The following is a 17,076-nucleotide window of genomic DNA, read 5'->3' as shown; positions in this document are numbered from 1 at the left end:
TTCCGTTGAGCCGTAATCTTTCGATTCTGGCAACGGATGTCATAAATCCCTTGGCGGGATTAACTTGTTTCCACCGTGCTGTACTGATCCAGCCGTGAGTGGACGAACGATCTCAGCCACTGCTCCATAGCAATAGTCGCGCGAATCTGACGACACCATTGAACGTCTGACGTTGTCACGATGCCCCTGACACAGTCCAAGAGCCGTTCAACATCTATCAGGTTCAGCTCGGCTAGAACGGACTTACGCAGATATTCAGCAATGCCGTTTGACTGGCGTTGGATAGACCGGACGAGCCCGCTCGCGATGTAACCTTTACGTCGCCTTTCAAGTATGTGCCTTGGAATGATCCTTGCGAGAGACCGTTTCATAAGGGAGCGCCGTTGACCCGGTCTGACAATTTGACTCCGGGGGACAGCAAGTAGGAACTCTGTAAGATCCCTGTCTAGGTACGGGTAACGAAACTCATAGCGCTTCGATTGACGCGGAAAAAGATGCGGCAGCGTCTGTAATGCAGACAGCCAGGCTAATGCATTGCTTATTGCAGTGGGAGAGTAACGCATGCACCCAGAGCGCACTCCCCTGCCAAGCCCTCGATCGCGGCTCAGGCAGATCTGTTTGCTATACAGAAGCCACGGTGGAATGGGCAGACTATGTTTGGGGTAAGGGTACAGAGAAACTGCGTAGGAGATAGCATCCGCAACCATACCTAGAAGGGGGCGCCGGTCTGCCAACGCCCATCGTAACGAAGCACCAAACAATTTAGATGGGTTTCCCCGTACAACGTAGTCTGCCAATTCTGGCATAGGAGTTGGGACGCCGCCCAGCAGCTCATCACCACCTAATCCCGACAGAATGACTCGATATCCGCTTCCCCCAATGAGGGTTTCAAATAGCTTCTCTCTCTCGACAGTTGTCCGGTCGGCCCCAGGGAGACTTGTGCAAGGAGGCGCGGCGGACAGGTCGAACTGAGGCAGCGGTATCTCGATATGTATGCCTTTCTTGCCCCTAAGACGCTCCGTCTCTTCAAAGAAAGGCTTCTCATCCCACGTGCCCTCTTCACTCCGAAAATAGGAAACGGTATTGAGGAGTCGCTGAACACCATCGTGGCCCTCGTCATTCGCAATGTGATCGGACATACTGACAATTGCGGTAGAGTCCATGCCTCCGCTTAGTTCGGCAATTACGATCCGGGAAACATCCGTCCGACGAAGAACGGCTTGGCGAAAGACATGGAAGAAATGATCCTCATACTCCCTGTCTGTCCGATAGAAGAGTTGTTTCCTCACAAACGGTGCCCAATGTTGGTGCTCGACGGTTTTGTCGTCAGAGACGGCGACATAGTGCGCAGGATCAACAAGACAGATATCCTTGTAAGGAGTGTTCCTCTCCAGCGGATAGCAAGCCATATACGCTAAAGCAAATACCTCATTTATCTGAAGATCGGATGTCTCACTGGTGAGCCCCTCTATATATGTCGACCAAGAGACTCCTGAGTCCGTCTGCTTGTAATAGAGCGTTCTCGTACCCGCATGATCTCGTGCCAAATAGAGTATGCGGTCATGTTGTGACCAGAGAGAAAGTGCCCAGTCTCCGACTAGTTTGGAAAAGCACTCATCGCCCCATCGTCTGAATGCTGCGAGCACGATCCGTGCGTCGGCGATATCCACATCCTCTATGCTCAGTAAACTACAAAGATCGCTACGATTGTCGATGCGTCCATCTAGGGTCACCATGTTGCCGAGTTCATCGACAGCCGGCTGAGATTCCATGTTGGAGCGGTGATGTGTATGACAGGGCTGAAAACCCATGCCAATGCGCCCCCTCGCACGGGCGAACGTCCCGTCTGGAGCCCAGCGGTCGGTTGTGCGAGCAAGCTTTCGCAACTGACCTTCTTCAACGACCTCTCCTTCGTGCTTTCGGACTCCAAATATGATGCTCATTGCTACACCTCACATCAGCAACGCTCCAGAACTTGATAGATGTCAAGCATGTAGGCCTTGTCGTTCACGACAGCCCCTTTGATCTCGACCCATGCATGGGACCTGAAAGGAAGGATCTGGGCACCGATCACCATCTCGGCCTCCCACCCATGACGCCGTAGTAAAAGTGTTGTTGCCGCTGAGCGTTGAAGGCACATGATCCGCTTTGGGAAGAACACACACGCGAGATCCATCGCATAGCAAAGCTCGGCACTCTCCGGATGGTGCGAAGCGTGTAACGGACGGACCTTCTCTCTGCGGACAATCCCGTTCAGAGCCTTGAAGTCGCGAAACCGCATCACAAACTCCAGGTAGAGCAACAATAACCAGCTTTCAAGAACAAACTGTTTCATGGCATCCTCCGAAGACAACAGGGAGATTCAGCTCTCGGCATAGAAAAGCAATCCTTCGCGCCAGAGCATCAACACGGATGGTTAGCGGCATTACAGGAGAGTGACCCCGCTCTGCGCGGTAGTCGACCACTACGGGTGACGGTTGTTGATCGCGCTCCTGAAGCCGTGCAGCCATCTTTCTTACATGAGCGGGATTACAGCGGTCGTCCTTGTCGCCGGTGACAAAGAGCACGGCAGGATAATCAACGTTGTTCGCTATGTGGTGGTATGGGGAGTATGCATAGATGGCATGAAAGTCTTCCGCCTTAGCGGTGGTTCCGTATTCTTGCCGCCATTTGGATGCTTGGTCGAAGTGCTCATAGCGAACCATGTCGAGCAGTGGAGCAATACACAGCGCAGCACGGAATAGCTCCGGGCGTTGTGTCACGACGGCACCGACAAGAAGACCAGAGTTCGACCCGCCGAAGATGGCAAGCCTTTGTGGATTCGTCTCTCCGCTGGCACATAACCAGTCCGCTGCGCCGACAAAGTCATCGAATGCCGCCTGCCGGTTTCGCCCTCTTGCAGCGTCGTGCCATTCTTTTCCAAACTCACCGCCGCCGCGGATGTGGGGAAGTGCGATGACCGCTCCCAGTTCCATCATGATGGAGACAAATACGGAGAACTGTGGCGTCATCGAGACGCCGAAGCCCCCATAGCTGGTCAAGATGACAGGGGTATCCACACTCCGATTGCACTTCTCCAACGCGACGAGTGTCATTGGTATCCGAGTTCCATCCTTTGATGAGAACGAGACACGCTCCACTGAACAAGGGCTGTGCATTACTGCCGAATGACGCTGATGGTAAAGCCGCGACTTTCCGACTTCTGGCAAGTACTCGAAGACTGCAGGTGGCTGGGTGAACGACTCGTAGCTGTAGAAAAGGCCGGTTTCCGTTTCACTCTGATTTGGAAAAAGCTGAATCGTTCCGTCTAACGGTATGTCGATCGATCCCTGGTTCTCCCCCAACAAAGTCCAACGCCGAATTGAGGAGATCAAGTAGCGGAGATGGCTGGTGAAGATTCTGTTGCCTGCGAATACCAACTGTCGAATCGCCGCTTCCTGCTCTGGGATGATTGTGCGGATCTCGCAGCCGTTGTCATTCAACTCAACCAACTTTCCGTTGGGCGCGCCGTCAAAGCTCAGAGCAAAGATGTGGCCATGTTTCAGGAAGGGGCTATAGGGGAGTACTTTGTTGACAAATACCTGTTTCCAGACCAGAGGCTTGGCTTGTTGTGCGATGAAGAAGTCGGAAACGAGCTCCGAGCCTTCCTGGCGAATCCGGATCGCCCCTAGATTTACGCTGTCGGCGATGAGGACCAGGCGACTCCCGCGAGAGCAGGACAAACGAAAGACCACCTGGTCAACTGACGGCTCATGGAAGCGATGCTGCCGAATCGTGTGATCTTTCGAAGCCGTCGAACTCTCGTGGCAGTAATAAAATCCTCCTTTGTCTGAGGCGAACGCAAACCCTCTGGCATAACCCGTATCTAACCTGTCCGGCAGGATGGAGCCAGTCTCAACATCCACGACGTGGATCGCCTTTCCATCCCCGCCGCCATGCTTGACCTCGTAGGCCATCAGGGAGCCGTCCTCAGAAATGCGATGGATGCTGACTGAGGCAAAAGCCCCCTGATCCGATGGATCGACCAGCAACCGCTCCGGTCGTGTAGCGGTGCCCCGAACATAGATACTTGCCTGCTCCTGCCCCGGATCTCGTCTGCGGCAGAAGTAGCGGCCCGCGACCTTTGTCGGTTGATCTACGACTTCGACATCGAGATAATCCCGCACTCGGCTCCGCAACGCGTCGAGGGTGCCGCATTCGGAGAAATACTGTTCGCAGCGCTGCTGCTGGTCCACAATCCACTCCTCCGTCTCAGGCAGACTGCGGTCTTCCAACCAGCGGTACGGATCAAACACGACGACGCCATGAATGATCTCTTCGACGGGCGCGAAAGGAAGTGTGCTCAATGGCATAGGACCTCCTGTAACTCCGGCGCTTGTGCCGCGCGATCCATGTGCCGTGCAAGACTCCTGGCGTAGCTCTGACGCTGAGGGTCATTGCGACGTGATGATCGTAACCAGTCGCCCCGACCGTAGAGGTACGAGGCAGCCGCAAGTAATGGCATAAGGGCAAATGCTGCATCGATTTGTACCGGATCAAGAAGACCCAGCCAGGCACGCCTGTAAGCCTGTTTCAGGCGAAGATCATTCGTCTCCCTCAGTTCACCCGTGTTCAAAAGTAACAAGTGCTGGAAGCTGACGAACGGATTGCCGATATACGCTTCGCTCCAATCGATAAATCTGCAGTGGAAATCGTCGAAGAGGTCGAAGAGAATGTTGCCGCGATTCATGTCGCCGTGGATCACCGCATCCGGGATCCCCAAGTCCTCCATTCTGAGACATGCGTCCTGAAAAATCAGCCCAATCTCAGACAGCCGTTGACGCTCAAGCCGGGGGACCTTGGTTGAGATCTGTTGAGCCATCGCCTCTTCGAGATAGTTAAACAATTCCGAAAAATGCGCACGGAGAACGCCAACTCGCTGTTCCACTGCGCCAGCCGCCCGCAGTTCTTCTGTCGAGCCAACGGTTGTCTTCTGCAGCTCGGACATAGAGACAACTGCCTGTTCCAGTGCGAGGAAACCGAAGTCAGTTTCGAGGGGTCGACCCGCCTCTCTCATCAACCAGGCATTCCAATCGCGCCGAACCGCAATTGGCGGCGACAGGTATTCAGGGCATAGCTTCGACAAAGCTGCTGTGACGGCAAGCTCGTGAGCATTGGGCGCACCGGTTGCTTTCAGCCAGTACGCAGAGCCATCCTGCATCGGAAAACGAACTAGTGCGAACGTGGCACTCGCATTGTATTGGCGAATATCCTCAGTCGAGGAAATGCTCTTGCCGGCCTCTGAGTGCAACCATTCAATGGCCTCGTCGATCCAGCCTCGATGTAAGAAGCAACCACGTTCGCCGCACTGGCCAACGAGTATCCTCTGGGCCATTGCCCGCTGCTGTTCAGTAATCTCAGACTCTGGGAGTTGATCCAGTTCTACCGTCGTTAGAGCGTCGGAATGATGAAGAGAATGTACCTGCGCTACAACGCAGCGTGGGGCGCCCTCCGGGCTCGGAGGGAAGTCAAGAATGATGACGGACAGATTCCATGACCTTTTGATGGCCTGCTGCAATTCTTCGGAAGGCCGTGCCCACTTCGGAATAGTGACGTGAGGCAAGCGATACACGGCACCGTCATACCGTACCAGCACTTCTTGTGAGTTGGGTAACGCGAGCACCACTCGATATTCGATTTGTTCGAGAGTTGCATTCTGGGTCGGCATGGCAGCGCTCCCGATCAGTGCGGTAAAAGATGATTGAGTTTGAGCTCTTCGAGGAATGCATGCACATCGCGATCAACGATGCCGGAGTTGGTGCCTGTTTCGCGAGCAAGGTTCTCAATAATTTCGTCAATGAGCTTGCCTTGTTGCAACCCCTCCCATACATAGGCGCCTGTGGAATTGAGGGTGGACATGGCATCGCGCCCCATGTCCAAGATGACCGCTCCATCCCTATCAAGAACTGAGCGAAGATGTGCGTTTGATGTGATCATTCCCAAGCCTTTCAAATTTGGAATCGTTCGCTAAGTGGATCTGCCTCCCATAGCTGCGAGAGAAGAGGGCGGCGAGCCCCTGCAGAATGTGTCCAATAATGCGCCGCTTCATCTCGCGTAACAAGGTCCGGATGGACCATTATTTTCGACGTCTCTTCCAGGCCATATCTGTGGCCCAGTTGTGCCTGGATATCCGCGCCAGCACACATCGCCTGAAATACGTTCGCGGTGATGGCTAGGTTAAAATGGTCAATCATTGCGCAACATTTCTCGACAACCACCCAGCATTTGAGAAGGAGCCGACATGGCCGGAGGTACATGATGGCGCAAATGGGACTATATGTGAGGCGCCGTTGGGCCACTGTAATGAACGTCCCTAGCGGGACGATGAGAGTGTGGAGTCAATCGTGACTCTGTCGTAAGATGCATCCGTTTCCTTACCGCAGCGTCTTTGTGGGACAGGCAGGGTGGATCGAAGGTAGCGCAGCCGTGGACCAAGTGGGCCAAAGAGGCCATGGCCTCCGCGGGACATGCGAGGGTCATGTGGAGGTATGGAGTGGTCAGCCAAAGGATTGCCACAATATCACCAGATCAGTTGTCTCCATCGAGAATCGACAACTGAGATATGCGGCTCGCTAGTTCCGTGCGATTGGTCACCTGCAGCCGTTCGAAGAGGCTACTCAGGTTTCTCTTCACCGTGCGAGAGCTGAGACGCAACGCTTTCGCAATGTCATCGTTTGTTTGTCCTTTTGCCAGCATTGAGAGGATCTTCATCTCTCGCCGGGAGACGGGAGGGGTGACAGCTGCAGCAGTCGTGGGAGTTCCATTCCTCTTGGGGCGAGTCGAGACCCCAGCAGACAGTGCAGGAAGAACATCCAGAAAAGCATCTGCCTCACAGAGAATGAGCTTCGGCTTGCATCGTTCGATCTCCTCCCGCACTTCCGTCATGTCGTAACTTGGAAGGTAAGTGATCTCCATCCGCTCCGAGTAGATCATCATCAACTGTGCGTCATCGCCTTCAGATGCGAACAACAGCACACGAACGCGAGGATCCCTCCGTTGTCGCTCGCCGTTCGCGTACGCGCCACTGCCTCGATTGGGCGTGCTCTGGCCGCGGGTCGATCGAGATGCTGGCTTCACCTGAGATTCCTTGTCTGCCGACCGCCACGCGAGATCGTCGTCTGCCGGAGTCGAAGGCCATGAGAGCAGAATAAGTGCGGATTACAGATGTGCAAGCGATTCCCCGGAGCGTGGCGGATTCGCTACAGCCGTGCACATGGGGGTTGATGAGCATCGTCGCTATTCAATGTCTTCCGCGCACGTCGAGAATCTGAAGGCCGCAACCGTCACGCATAAGCGGTTTGGCTGTGGCGTTTCAGCACCAGCGAAATCGTGGATGGCAACACTAGCAATCAAGACTAACGAGGTTTGAATTTGGAAGCATCGATTTTGAGGGCTTTCATCTTTGCGGAGAGGGTCGTTGGCGGAAGATGGAGAATCGCGGCTGCTCCGGACAGGCCGTATACACGGCCCTGAGTGCCGGCCAGGGCACGTTCGATCAACATCCGCTCATGGTTCGTCATCTCCTTTTGGAGCGAGCCGACGGGTGCATCCTCTGCGGGGCGTGTCGCAAACAAAAGTTCTTCATCGATCGAGAGGACCTCGCCAGCCGAAACGATCACGGACGTATCGATAACATTCCTCAGTTCACGGATGTTTCCCGGCCAATCATAAGCACGCAGCAACTCCATTCCGCGCTTTTCAATGTTCCGAATGGTTTTTCCGTGACGAACCGCTGAGAGCGCAATGAAGTGGGTGACCAGCATCGGGATATCGTCCCTGCGGTCGCGCAGTGGAGGCACATCGATGGGAAATGCATTGAGCCGATAAAAGAGGTCGGGACGAAACTCGCCCGCTCGCATCGCCACCTGAAGGTCACGATTGGTCGCGGCGATAACCCGTACATCGGCTGCAATAGACTTCGATCCGCCGAGACGTTCGAAGGTGTGCTCCTCGAGGACTCGAAGCAGTGTTGCTTGTGTTTCGATTGGGATCTCGGCAATTTCGTCCAGGAACAACGTGCCGCCGGCCGCGAGTTCGAATTGCCCCACACGCTGTCGGTCAGCTCCTGTGAACGCCCCTTTCTCATGACCGAAGAGCTCTGCTGCCATGAGCGTCGCCGGTAATGCGGCGCAATTGATGCTGCGGAAAGGCATGCGTGCGCGCTTCGAATGTTTGTGAATAGCCTGAGCAATCAGTTCTTTTCCGGTGCCTGTCTCGCCGGTAATGAGGACGGTAGCGTCGGTGGCAGCTACCTGCTCCACCTTGTTCAGGGTGCGTCGAAGCGCAGGAGATCCACCGACAATTGTCTCGAACTTGTCTTTTTGGATAGCAGCGAGTTCGTCCTGCAATGCGAGATTCATCTCCTGCAGAGAGATGTTTTCGCGGCGGAGCTTCTCTTGCAGAGCTCGATTCTCTTCAAGGAGCACCTCGTTGTCCTTGAGTGATTTCTGTAATGTCTCGCGGTCTTCATGTTGTTTTGTGATGTCCTTGGTGACGGTTGCCAGCAGAGAAGGTTGTCTCGTCTTTTGGTCGTAGATCACGAAGGCGGTCCAAAGAGCCGGAAAGGATTCGCCCGTTTTGAAGTTCCTGGCGGGAACCTCTCGGGTCAACTCTCCCCGATCAAGGAGGGTAGGAATCAGATCATCCCGGACTGCCCTATGCTGGTCCTCAGAAAAGTAGTCTAGGCAATGGGTCCCAATTGTCCCCTCATCCCCTTCGAGCCCAAACATTCTCTGCCCGGCACGGTTAACAAAGACGGTATGCAGACTCATGTCCGCTACCCCGATAAAGTCGGGGCTGTTTTGGACGACCGAGGAGAACATTTGCAATTTCGCCTCAGCGCGGTTGCGCTCGCTGATGTCCTGAGCTATTGCGGCGACGAGTGCGGGTTCGCCGGTCTTCCCGTCAGGAATCACGAAGCAACTGCAATGCAGCGGAAAAACCTTTCCCGTTTGGAAGTTTCTCCCCAGAGTCTCACACTCCAGTTGTCCCCGCTGCATGAGCAGAGGAATCAGTTCTTCGCGTGATGCTAGTTTTGCCTCATCAGCAAAGCATGCAAGTACATTGGTCCGTCTGACGTGTTCTTCACCCTCCAGCCCAAATAGCTTCTGACCGGCTTCGTTTACAAAAACTGCGTTGCCCGTCAGATCTGCGACGCCCACAAAGTCCGGACTGTGTTGCACGAGGGTAGTAAGCATCCGGCGTTCGGCTTCCTGAGCAAGCCGCTCTGTGTTGTCAATGACCAGACCGACAAGACCGACATAAGCTTCGTTCTCATCGAAAAGTGGGGTCGCGGAGATGGTCGCCGAAAATTCCGAGCCATCTTTGCGCCGCCGCGGAGCCTCGTAGTCTACGATTCTCTGGCCCGCCCGTAACTGCTTTTCCTGAACCTTCCATGCCTCCTTCTCGCTCTCCGGCAGAGGTGCGGGGTGCCCTGTAAGTTCACCCGGTTCGAATCCCAGCATCCGCTCGTAACCACGGTTACAGCGGCGCACAATACGGTCGGGCCCAAACAAAGCAATGCCAAACGGAGCTCCATCCAGGATCGTCTCATTCTCAGTATTGATCCTCCTCAGTTCAGCGGTACGCGCCTGCACCTCGGTTTCGAGGTGATCACGCGCCTGCATTAATGAGAACTCTGTATGGTGGCGCAATTCACCGAATCGGTAAATCCAAAATGCGAAGAGTAGGAAGACGCTAAAGACTGGGAGATCGTATGTGGAGATATGGAACCACCCACGTGGAGAATGGAGGAAAATGTTGAGCGCTAAAGTCGAAAGAATGATCCCGAGAAGGCCGGGTCGACTTCCTCCGTACCAGACGCTCACTGCGATCGCAGCCAGGAAGATTAAGGCGAATGGGTCGCGCACATGGAGGTTCTGCAAGAGGAATACTACGGTGAAGGCACCGGCGACCGACGCAATCACGATTCCATATCGCGTCACGGCAGAGAAGGATGCAGTTTGATTTGAAAAGGCGGTGAATCGCAACATAAGCGCCGCTCCCGCAGATTAATGGCTCTCCGCTGGCGAATTAGATTGTCGCGCTGACGTAAATGATTGGAAATAAAGAGGACTGCTAGTCAGCGCAAACTGGCGTCCCCCTGGTGCATGCCGGTTACGAAGAAGATCAGCTATGTGTATTGTGCGCTCAATCGTCATATTATTTCGGAGAATCCTCATTGCGGCCTAACGTATATCGACGTCGAAGTGAGATCGCTGAGCTGCAATTGACCAACCAAGAATTGGGAGGTTCTGGATAATGAGATCGGTTACAGCGTGGTATCACCTCTCATCCATGAATTCATTTGACGTGCGAATTTCCGTAACGTGCCGCCAGCCATCCTGATTCATCACGTGCGCGATCAGGTCGATGGACCGCCTGCATTCTTCCGCGACATCCTGCAAAGGGACGCCGCCCGAGCCGCGCATGGCAAGCTGCGCCAGGCGTCGCAGAGCATCTCCGGCGCTGTTGGCGTGGATCGTCGAGAGCGACCCGCGATGCCCGGTATTGAGCGCATCCAGGAAGACGCGCGCCTCCGGGCCTCGGATCTCGCCGACAATGATCCTGTCTGGTCGATGGCGTAGGGCGGCTTTCAGCAGATCGCTGAATCCGATCTGACTCTTGTGGGTATCGAGTTGAGCCTCGGCAGAGACGACGTGCTGCTTCCGAATGTGTAGTTCGGCCACGTCTTCGAGGATAAGGATGCGATCACCGTCAGGAATGAATCCCGCGATGACATTAGTGAGCGTCGTTTTGCCCGCGCCGGTTCCACCTGAAATCAGCAGATTGTCTCCGCGGCGAATCGCGTCAGTGAGTTGTTGTCCCTGTTCGACAGTAATCATCCTGCGCTCGATCAGATTGTCCATCGTGAAGTCACGCGAGGTGAACTTACGGATGGTCATCATAGGTTGGGGATTGACCACAGGAGGAATGAGCGCCGCCATGCGGCTGCCATCCGGCAGGCGCAGGTTCAGGATGGGAGAATCTGCATCGAGCTTCTTGCCGAAACGGTTGGCTATCACTTCGAGACTCGCCAATAAGGCACCTTCTTCAAATCGGATGCCTGACACCAGCTCGATACGACCCTTCTCTTCCATCCAGACAGATCCATCGGGATTCACCATGATCTCGGAGACGGTACAGCTAGCGAGTAGATGCTCGATGGGTTTGAGGAAAGGAAGAATGATTTCAAAGCTCATTGCTGTATTCTCCGGGGATCGAAGGCGATCTGCTCCTGATCGAACCAACTCATAGTGATGGGCAGGAAGTCAGGCTTGAGATAGCAGTAGGTCGGCGGTAGCGGGCTAACACCATCGAAGGCGACGACCACGGACTGCGCGTTCTTGAGGTCGAAGAAGACCTTTTCCTCGAACAGCGGCTCCTTATGTTTTTGGTACTGCTTGGAGGCAGAGACGGAGCCTTTACTGGAGGTTGTGTGGCCACTCAACCAACCGACGTTGGCATTAGTGGAAGACTCGGCGAAGGTGTAGCTGATGCGTGTGCGATCTGCCTTGCCGCACAGTTCGGAGGCATAACGCGCCGTCTCCGGATCGGTGGTTGTCAGGAACACCTTATTACGGAGGGCCTGCAGCAACGTCATGACTCCTTCGTTGGGAAGAGCCTCTTTGAGGCTTGAGACGCTTTGTGTCGCGACGATGGGAATGCATTTCGGCTGCCGAGACATGGAGTAGAATCGGTCATCTCCGGTCGGATTGTCTCCGCCTACAGTGGGGAAGTTCTGATACTCGTCGCAGATGAAGACGGTCGGACGAAAATGCTTGTCTGGATGCGCGTCCATCTTCGGAATGCGCAATTGAACCGCCCGCTGATAGTCGATCTTCATCATGGTGCCAATGGTCTTCGCCAGCGCCGGATTTAGTGCCACGGGAAAGTTCAGGCCAACAACCGCACCGGATTCGATAAGCTCCTCGAACGGTGGAAGGACACGACCATGAGGGTCAGCGGCGCATGGCTTGCCGTCATACAGTTCCTTTGGTGGGCAGAAGACGCGGCGTACGTCAGGGTCTGTCTCAAAGAGGGAAAGGAATACAACGATGCCCTGGATGATGGAGGTCTTAACCTCGGAGCGGAAGAACTTCCAATGCTCCCAATACCAATACTGGATACTGTCGAATCGGTCACGCAGTTCGGGCCGATACGGCCTGCGGGTGAGGACATCGAAGGCTGCGGATGTTTCATGTGTGAGTAGATCCTCCAGTGCCTCTGTCCGTAGAATTAGATAAAGGCCAGCATCCTTGTTCCACTCGAAGCCAAGCGGAGACAGCAGTTCCTCATGTTCGAGGTAGGTCTGCTTTTCGACACCGATATAGCTGGCGGTGCTGAAGCGAGATCCCACTTCGGTCAACATCTCTTCAAGCTTTCCGGCGCTGATGACTGTGCGGAACAGATCGACCATCGTTAGGTATCCGTCACGGATGCGATGCAGGAGAATCACGTAACGCATAAGGTCTGTGTACGACTGCTGCCAGAAAGGTTCCTTGCCTTTACCCCAAATCGAGGTGATGATGGATGCGACGTTGAACGACTGCGCGTAGGCATCAAGCGAGTTGTTCAGCGGGTTATAACGGATGTCACCATTGAGCGAGACCTCCACGTAATCCTGTTCCCGTCCGCACCATTTAAGGATGCGCTGAAGCTGCCGGCAGAGATCTCCCTTGACTTCCAGCACGATGCCAGAGAGTCTGCGCGCGGGATCGTCGGCGCAATACGCGAACAATTGACGCATCGCCGGCAAGATCAGCCCATAGGTCTTGCCACTGCCAATAGAGCCGAAGGATGCGATACCGGTATAAAGGCCGCGCTCTGGGATCGCGAGCCACTGCGGAGCTGGGCTTGGCTTCGGGACCAGCTGACGATGGACCTCACCAAGTACCAAGGAAAGCTCCGTCCGGGTATGAGGATCAGGATACGGAGGCAATGCTCCTGCGGCTATTCCCAGCTCCGTCCTATAGAGGTGGACGTACAGCAGCGAGAAGATCATGGAGCAGGCTATGAATGGAGTCGAATACAGAAACAGATCGTAACTCCACGCTACTGCCTGAAAGACCAGGGGCCGCTTCAACTCAATCAACCGCAGAAACGGATTGGCTGAGTTGATGGGGAACATATTATTGAGGACGATGCCACAGGCTGCACTTAATCCCAGCGAGAGCAGTAAGCGATACTTAACCAGTGGCCGGACGATGTTTTGAAGGGAAGCTCTGAAGCGCATGGGTCGATGCCTCTCTATGCGTGGGCCGCTGCGCTCGATACCGTCACGTCGGGATTCGCAGCAGGTTCAGCTACGGACTTGATGGGCGTCGGTGCTGGCTTTGAAGTAGCGGCAGCCCGCGCAGTGGTCGCGGCAGAGTTGGCTTTGTACTTCTGGAAGTCCTCTTCCTGAGTCAGCGCGAAGCGCAGCAGCTCATTGATGACGTAGTTGGTTTCGTTGTTTGACCATTCGGCCAATAGCTCGATGTCATCGGCTACGGTCTGGTCGATGGAGGATTGCAGCTTCGCGCGCCGAATCCTGCTGACACCGTGTTCAAGTTTCAGTTTGCTCATTGGTATCTCCCAGCGATGAAGTGTGTATCTGTCCCGGATCGAGTTTGGATCAGCGACTGATGCCGAACTGATCCGGTTTGTATCCAGCGCAGATTCAGTGAAATATCTGTGCCAGATATTTTCTGGATACGTGGTGTGCCCGGGGTGGGAGCGACCAGCGCGGCGTTAGCCGACGCGGTAGCCCGGAGGCCGTGGTCGCTCCCGCCCCCGGCACATACCCCTCCCTGACACCACCTACCTGCGGAACTAGTTGGAATCTCATGGCTTATCCTCATCAGAAGGGGTCTCGTCGGGGGGCTGGTATGGGGTCTCGTCGCTCTCCTCAAAGTGGGTCTTGGGTCGCGCGGCATCGACCGGATAGCGATAAGGCAGCACCACGGTAGAGAAGTTCACCCGCATCGAAGTCTGGAGAAATCTCTGACGAATTTTCTCTACCGTGGTGCTGCCGATCTTCCAAGCGGAGTACAGAGCCTGGTGTTCCAGTGATGTGTACAGGGCTTCACCCTCCCGCAGCGTTTTAAGATCGCTGGACAAAACTCCCCGTCCGCCCACCTCGGACTGCTGCCTGACTTCGAGGAACTGGATGTAGTGATCGACGCCTAGCGGTGTCGTCGGTGTGACACCTCGCAGGCGGTCGGCAGGTAAGAAGCGATGGAAGGCAGCTTCCGCACGGGAGGAATTGCTCTCCGTATCGGCTACAAAGATGAGATCGAACTCGCCAAGAGCGGCAAAGAGGGGCTGATACCGTGCGAGGAAACGCTCGAACCGTGAGGCAGTTGCCTGGCCTTCGTCGAAGAAGGTGAAACTCGGAACGCCGGAGTTCGAGACCAGAATGGGGAACCCATCGGGAAAGTACATCAGCCTCCCGGCGTAACTTCTGGGCAGTAGCTCCGAACGAACACCACACTGCGTCGTGAAGAAATCGACCTTGCCAGCCTCATCCGTGAGTAAGTTCGCGCGCACATGGGCGAGGACGAAGTCCAGCACCATGAGACGCGACTTAATATAGGAGTCCCCCTTGATGCGGCGGTTCTGGGAGTGAGGCCGTTCGAGCGCCGCATAGATAGACTTCGAGGTCAGGTGGTAGATATGCCATCCCTGACCACACTCGATCACATGAAGATGGTGGTGGCGTTCCGCTTTCTTGAGGAAACGAGAGAAGAGGCTGCCGCCGTCGCGTCCCGCGAAGCGGCAATACTGGCGGCGAAGGAAGTAGCCGGAGTGTATAGCAACTAGATATAGAAACGAAGCCTCGCGTTCGAGGTATCCGATAGCTTCGAGAGAAGAGATTGGGTCATAGTCCATGGTCAGAGCTCCAGAATGTCTCGCATCATTTGGTGGTCATCCTCGATCTTCGAAGTAACCGTGGAGAGATCAGATGATGACGCATAGTTGCGGAAACCTGCCTGCGCCTTCGCGCGCAGGTGTCCGGCGTGATAAGCGGCGGTGAGGACCTCGATGTCCTCATGGCCAGTCCGAGTCCGGTCGTCTCCGTCCTGATTCACTCCGCTGGGCTGATCGAATTCAATTCGCGCATCGGGGATCTGAATCTTGCCATCGACGAAGGGCAGATCTAAACGCCTGGCTATCCCTTCTTTGATCTCAGCCATGTCGCGCTTCGGATCGGCCTTGCGCTCGGCGTAGATGGCTTTCTGCACGTCGGCCTTAATCTCGAAGTCGAGGCGTACACGGAGGTTTGTGCCTCCTTTGCTCTCGATCCGTTCGGCCTCTTTCCGGTAGGCACGGTAGATTTGGGAGTCATGTTCGACCTCGCGAGGCTTCACGAGTCCGGCATAGACTCTCTGGTTCTTCGGCAGGTCGCCCTGCTTCAACAGGAGGCGACGGCCGTCTTTCGTCAGGGTGACGACCTCGGTGCGTTCAATCGTTCGCCGCCGTCCATCGCGGCGCAGATTGACGAACCGGGTTTCGATCAATCCTTTGTCGCGGAGATACTTCAGATCGTTCTCGAGAGGGCGGCCTTTGCCGTTGTAGAGCGTCTCGCGGAGGTCCGCTGTGCGGACGACGCGAAAGCGCCCAGCCTCTCGCAGAAGCTGCCTCTCTTCAGGGCGCAGCTCCAGCCCCACGACGTTCCCGCCCGTCCGTGCGGGCCGCCGAGGATCGGCGGACGGCGCAGGACGGCGGCGATCACGCGGAGGCTCCGGTGCCGACTCGTCATGCGGGCGTTTCGCCCGCGGACGGGAGCGCCGAGAGTCCGTGCCGGAGTCATCCCGAGACCGCAGGCGATGGAGGATGGGATTGTCCGGCAGCTTGCGCCTAACGGTGTGCTCAGACTGGCCCGGAACTACGTTGCCGTCATCACGGCGGCGAGGGAGTTCCTGAGGAATATCGATTCTCATGCAATCTCCCCGTTATCGCCAGACTCCGCTGGCGCAGGCGAAAATTCAATCGATGTCTGTGTGGTCGCGGGCTTGGCCGCAGTTCTCTTGGGGCGGCTTTCCGTGACCGAGGCAGAGACGGTCTCGGTAGTGACCGGAGCGGTCATCAGTCCGTGGCCGACGACACGACGCACGTCGTAGTCGGACAGGCAGGTAAAGCGGTTCATCTCCTTTTCGGCAGCCTCGCGCAGCTTGCGGATCTTCGCTACAAGGTCGGGGGTGCGTTCCATGTACTGGTCTTCGCCCTGCATGATTACTGTTCCTCCTCTTCTCCACCGAAGCGGGAAAGGATCTCTTCGGATAGCTCGCTCTGGCCGGTGTGGATCTCCTGATCGAGGTGCCGGAGCTTCCGGCCTGTGTCGCGGAGGAAGAACTTCCGTTCGACCCAGACGGTGAGGCCAAGGATGTTGGCGAAGAGCAGAGCGCAGTAGAGCGCGATGCTCCTGAGGTACTGGTGAAGAATCAGGTTGCGCCACGGAGTGAGGCAACGCAGCTCATTGGTCAGCCAGAATCCAAGCACAAGGAAGATCAGCGTGGCGACGAAGACGGCGTTGGCAATCATCGGTATCCTTTCCGCCGCAAGCGAAGCGATGCGGCATTCTCAGAAGAAAAGCGGAGAGGCGTTATAGCCTCTCCGCGAAATGAGGCGGACGGCGTTAGCCGTCATCGCCCGTATCGACGACTAGCAGCGGTCGCTCCAGTTGCTGTATCCGTGTTGCGTGAACGGTATAGCTGAGGTGCTTGGCCGGGTAGCGTTTGCCGACGACGACAACCGTGCGATCCTGCTCGAAGTCACGAAGTTCGCCTTCGATTTCGAGATACTCACCGCGCCTCATACCGCGCGTGAAACCGCAGAACCATGGGCCGGGACAGATAATGCGATGCCAGTCGATGCGCGGCTTCCAGTCGTTGGTGGCAATATCCCATGTGCCCGACATCGTTGCCAGGTGCAGGATCGTGTAAGCGTCCTCGGTGATTCCATCCGAAGGTGGCACATCGGCATTTCTGCCGAGGAACCCGCGAAGCTTGACGACGTTTTGAAAGAGTTCCATGATGCGCCTCCCGAGGGAGGACA

Annotated in this window: 15 protein-coding genes; all 15 read right to left on the bottom strand. The window is 55.7% G+C overall.

The genetic code is table 11. The features are described 5' to 3' along the window. Positions 1–59: 59 nt before the first annotated feature. Positions 60–1,943, bottom strand: coding sequence for an asparagine synthase-related protein (locus Q363_RS14985; RefSeq protein WP_035351581.1), 1,884 nt, complete (start codon positions 1,941–1,943; stop codon positions 60–62). Between the two features lie 14 nt (positions 1,944–1,957). Beyond that, complete coding sequence (locus Q363_RS36120; RefSeq protein ID WP_051978796.1) at positions 1,958–2,335, bottom strand: lasso peptide biosynthesis B2 protein; 378 nt, start codon at positions 2,333–2,335, stop codon at positions 1,958–1,960. Next, the gene (locus Q363_RS14975; protein ID WP_169746995.1) at positions 2,316–4,346 is read right to left on the bottom strand and encodes a prolyl oligopeptidase family serine peptidase; all 2,031 of its coding nucleotides are present in this window, start codon (positions 4,344–4,346) and stop codon (positions 2,316–2,318) included. Before Q363_RS14975 ends, Q363_RS36120 begins: the two co-directional genes overlap by 20 nt. Next, complete coding sequence (locus tag Q363_RS46255) at positions 4,343–4,861, bottom strand: phosphotransferase (RefSeq protein ID WP_425387678.1); 519 nt, start codon at positions 4,859–4,861, stop codon at positions 4,343–4,345. Before Q363_RS46255 ends, Q363_RS14975 begins: the two co-directional genes overlap by 4 nt. 860 nt (positions 4,862–5,721) lie before the next feature. Next, positions 5,722–5,919 carry a PqqD family protein gene (locus Q363_RS14965; protein ID WP_169746994.1) on the bottom strand — a complete coding sequence of 66 codons (198 nt, stop codon included), beginning with the start codon at positions 5,917–5,919 and terminating at the stop codon, positions 5,722–5,724. A 648-nt stretch (positions 5,920–6,567) separates the two neighbouring features. Then, on the bottom strand, positions 6,568–7,116 hold the full coding sequence (locus Q363_RS36115; RefSeq protein WP_157466911.1) for a response regulator transcription factor: 549 nt from the start codon (positions 7,114–7,116) through the stop codon (positions 6,568–6,570). A 278-nt stretch (positions 7,117–7,394) separates the two neighbouring features. Next, complete coding sequence (locus Q363_RS38165; RefSeq protein ID WP_051978794.1) at positions 7,395–10,031, bottom strand: sigma 54-interacting transcriptional regulator; 2,637 nt, start codon at positions 10,029–10,031, stop codon at positions 7,395–7,397. A gap of 291 nt (positions 10,032–10,322) precedes the next feature. Further along, on the bottom strand, positions 10,323–11,240 hold the full coding sequence (locus Q363_RS14945) for a TadA family conjugal transfer-associated ATPase (RefSeq protein WP_051978793.1): 918 nt from the start codon (positions 11,238–11,240) through the stop codon (positions 10,323–10,325). Next, complete coding sequence (locus tag Q363_RS14940) at positions 11,237–13,273, bottom strand: type IV secretory system conjugative DNA transfer family protein (RefSeq protein WP_035351568.1); 2,037 nt, start codon at positions 13,271–13,273, stop codon at positions 11,237–11,239. The genes Q363_RS14945 and Q363_RS14940 overlap by 4 nt, the downstream gene beginning before the upstream one ends. Before the next feature lie 14 nt (positions 13,274–13,287). Beyond that, positions 13,288–13,605 carry a hypothetical protein gene (locus tag Q363_RS14935; RefSeq protein ID WP_035351565.1) on the bottom strand — a complete coding sequence of 106 codons (318 nt, stop codon included), beginning with the start codon at positions 13,603–13,605 and terminating at the stop codon, positions 13,288–13,290. A 258-nt stretch (positions 13,606–13,863) separates the two neighbouring features. Next, positions 13,864–14,910: a hypothetical protein gene (locus Q363_RS14930; RefSeq protein WP_035351563.1), complete on the bottom strand. Its 1,047-nt coding sequence runs from the start codon at positions 14,908–14,910 to the stop codon at positions 13,864–13,866. A 2-nt stretch (positions 14,911–14,912) separates the two neighbouring features. Continuing rightward, positions 14,913–15,962 (bottom strand): hypothetical protein, encoded by a 1,050-nt coding sequence (locus Q363_RS14925; RefSeq protein ID WP_035351560.1) that lies wholly within the window; start codon positions 15,960–15,962, stop codon positions 14,913–14,915. Further along, on the bottom strand, positions 15,959–16,252 hold the full coding sequence (locus tag Q363_RS14920) for a hypothetical protein (protein WP_035351558.1): 294 nt from the start codon (positions 16,250–16,252) through the stop codon (positions 15,959–15,961). The genes Q363_RS14925 and Q363_RS14920 overlap by 4 nt, the downstream gene beginning before the upstream one ends. Before the next feature lie 2 nt (positions 16,253–16,254). Further along, complete coding sequence (locus tag Q363_RS14915) at positions 16,255–16,563, bottom strand: hypothetical protein (RefSeq protein WP_035351556.1); 309 nt, start codon at positions 16,561–16,563, stop codon at positions 16,255–16,257. A gap of 94 nt (positions 16,564–16,657) precedes the next feature. Next, positions 16,658–17,053, bottom strand: coding sequence for a single stranded DNA-binding domain-containing protein (locus tag Q363_RS14910; RefSeq protein WP_035351553.1), 396 nt, complete (start codon positions 17,051–17,053; stop codon positions 16,658–16,660). Positions 17,054–17,076 lie beyond the last annotated feature (23 nt).

The organism is Edaphobacter aggregans DSM 19364, assembly GCF_000745965.1.
GTDB lineage: Bacteria > Acidobacteriota > Terriglobia > Terriglobales > Acidobacteriaceae > Edaphobacter > Edaphobacter aggregans.
Note: the sequence above shows the minus strand (reverse complement) of the source record. Positions and strands in the feature narration are given on the sequence as shown.

Coding starts and splice junctions, on each gene's coding strand:
- Q363_RS14985 (WP_035351581.1), bottom strand. CDS start 1,943: ATGAGCATCATATTTGGAGTCCGAAAGCACGAAGGAGAGGTCGTTGAA.
- Q363_RS36120 (WP_051978796.1), bottom strand. CDS start 2,335: ATGAAACAGTTTGTTCTTGAAAGCTGGTTATTGTTGCTCTACCTGGAG.
- Q363_RS46255 (WP_425387678.1), bottom strand. CDS start 4,861: ATGGCTCAACAGATCTCAACCAAGGTCCCCCGGCTTGAGCGTCAACGG.
- Q363_RS38165 (WP_051978794.1), bottom strand. CDS start 10,031: ATGTTGCGATTCACCGCCTTTTCAAATCAAACTGCATCCTTCTCTGCC.
- Q363_RS14945 (WP_051978793.1), bottom strand. CDS start 11,240: ATGAGCTTTGAAATCATTCTTCCTTTCCTCAAACCCATCGAGCATCTA.
- Q363_RS14940 (WP_035351568.1), bottom strand. CDS start 13,273: ATGCGCTTCAGAGCTTCCCTTCAAAACATCGTCCGGCCACTGGTTAAG.
- Q363_RS14935 (WP_035351565.1), bottom strand. CDS start 13,605: ATGAGCAAACTGAAACTTGAACACGGTGTCAGCAGGATTCGGCGCGCG.
- Q363_RS14930 (WP_035351563.1), bottom strand. CDS start 14,910: ATGGACTATGACCCAATCTCTTCTCTCGAAGCTATCGGATACCTCGAA.
- Q363_RS14925 (WP_035351560.1), bottom strand. CDS start 15,962: ATGAGAATCGATATTCCTCAGGAACTCCCTCGCCGCCGTGATGACGGC.
- Q363_RS14920 (WP_035351558.1), bottom strand. CDS start 16,252: ATGCAGGGCGAAGACCAGTACATGGAACGCACCCCCGACCTTGTAGCG.
- Q363_RS14915 (WP_035351556.1), bottom strand. CDS start 16,563: ATGATTGCCAACGCCGTCTTCGTCGCCACGCTGATCTTCCTTGTGCTT.
- Q363_RS14910 (WP_035351553.1), bottom strand. CDS start 17,053: ATGGAACTCTTTCAAAACGTCGTCAAGCTTCGCGGGTTCCTCGGCAGA.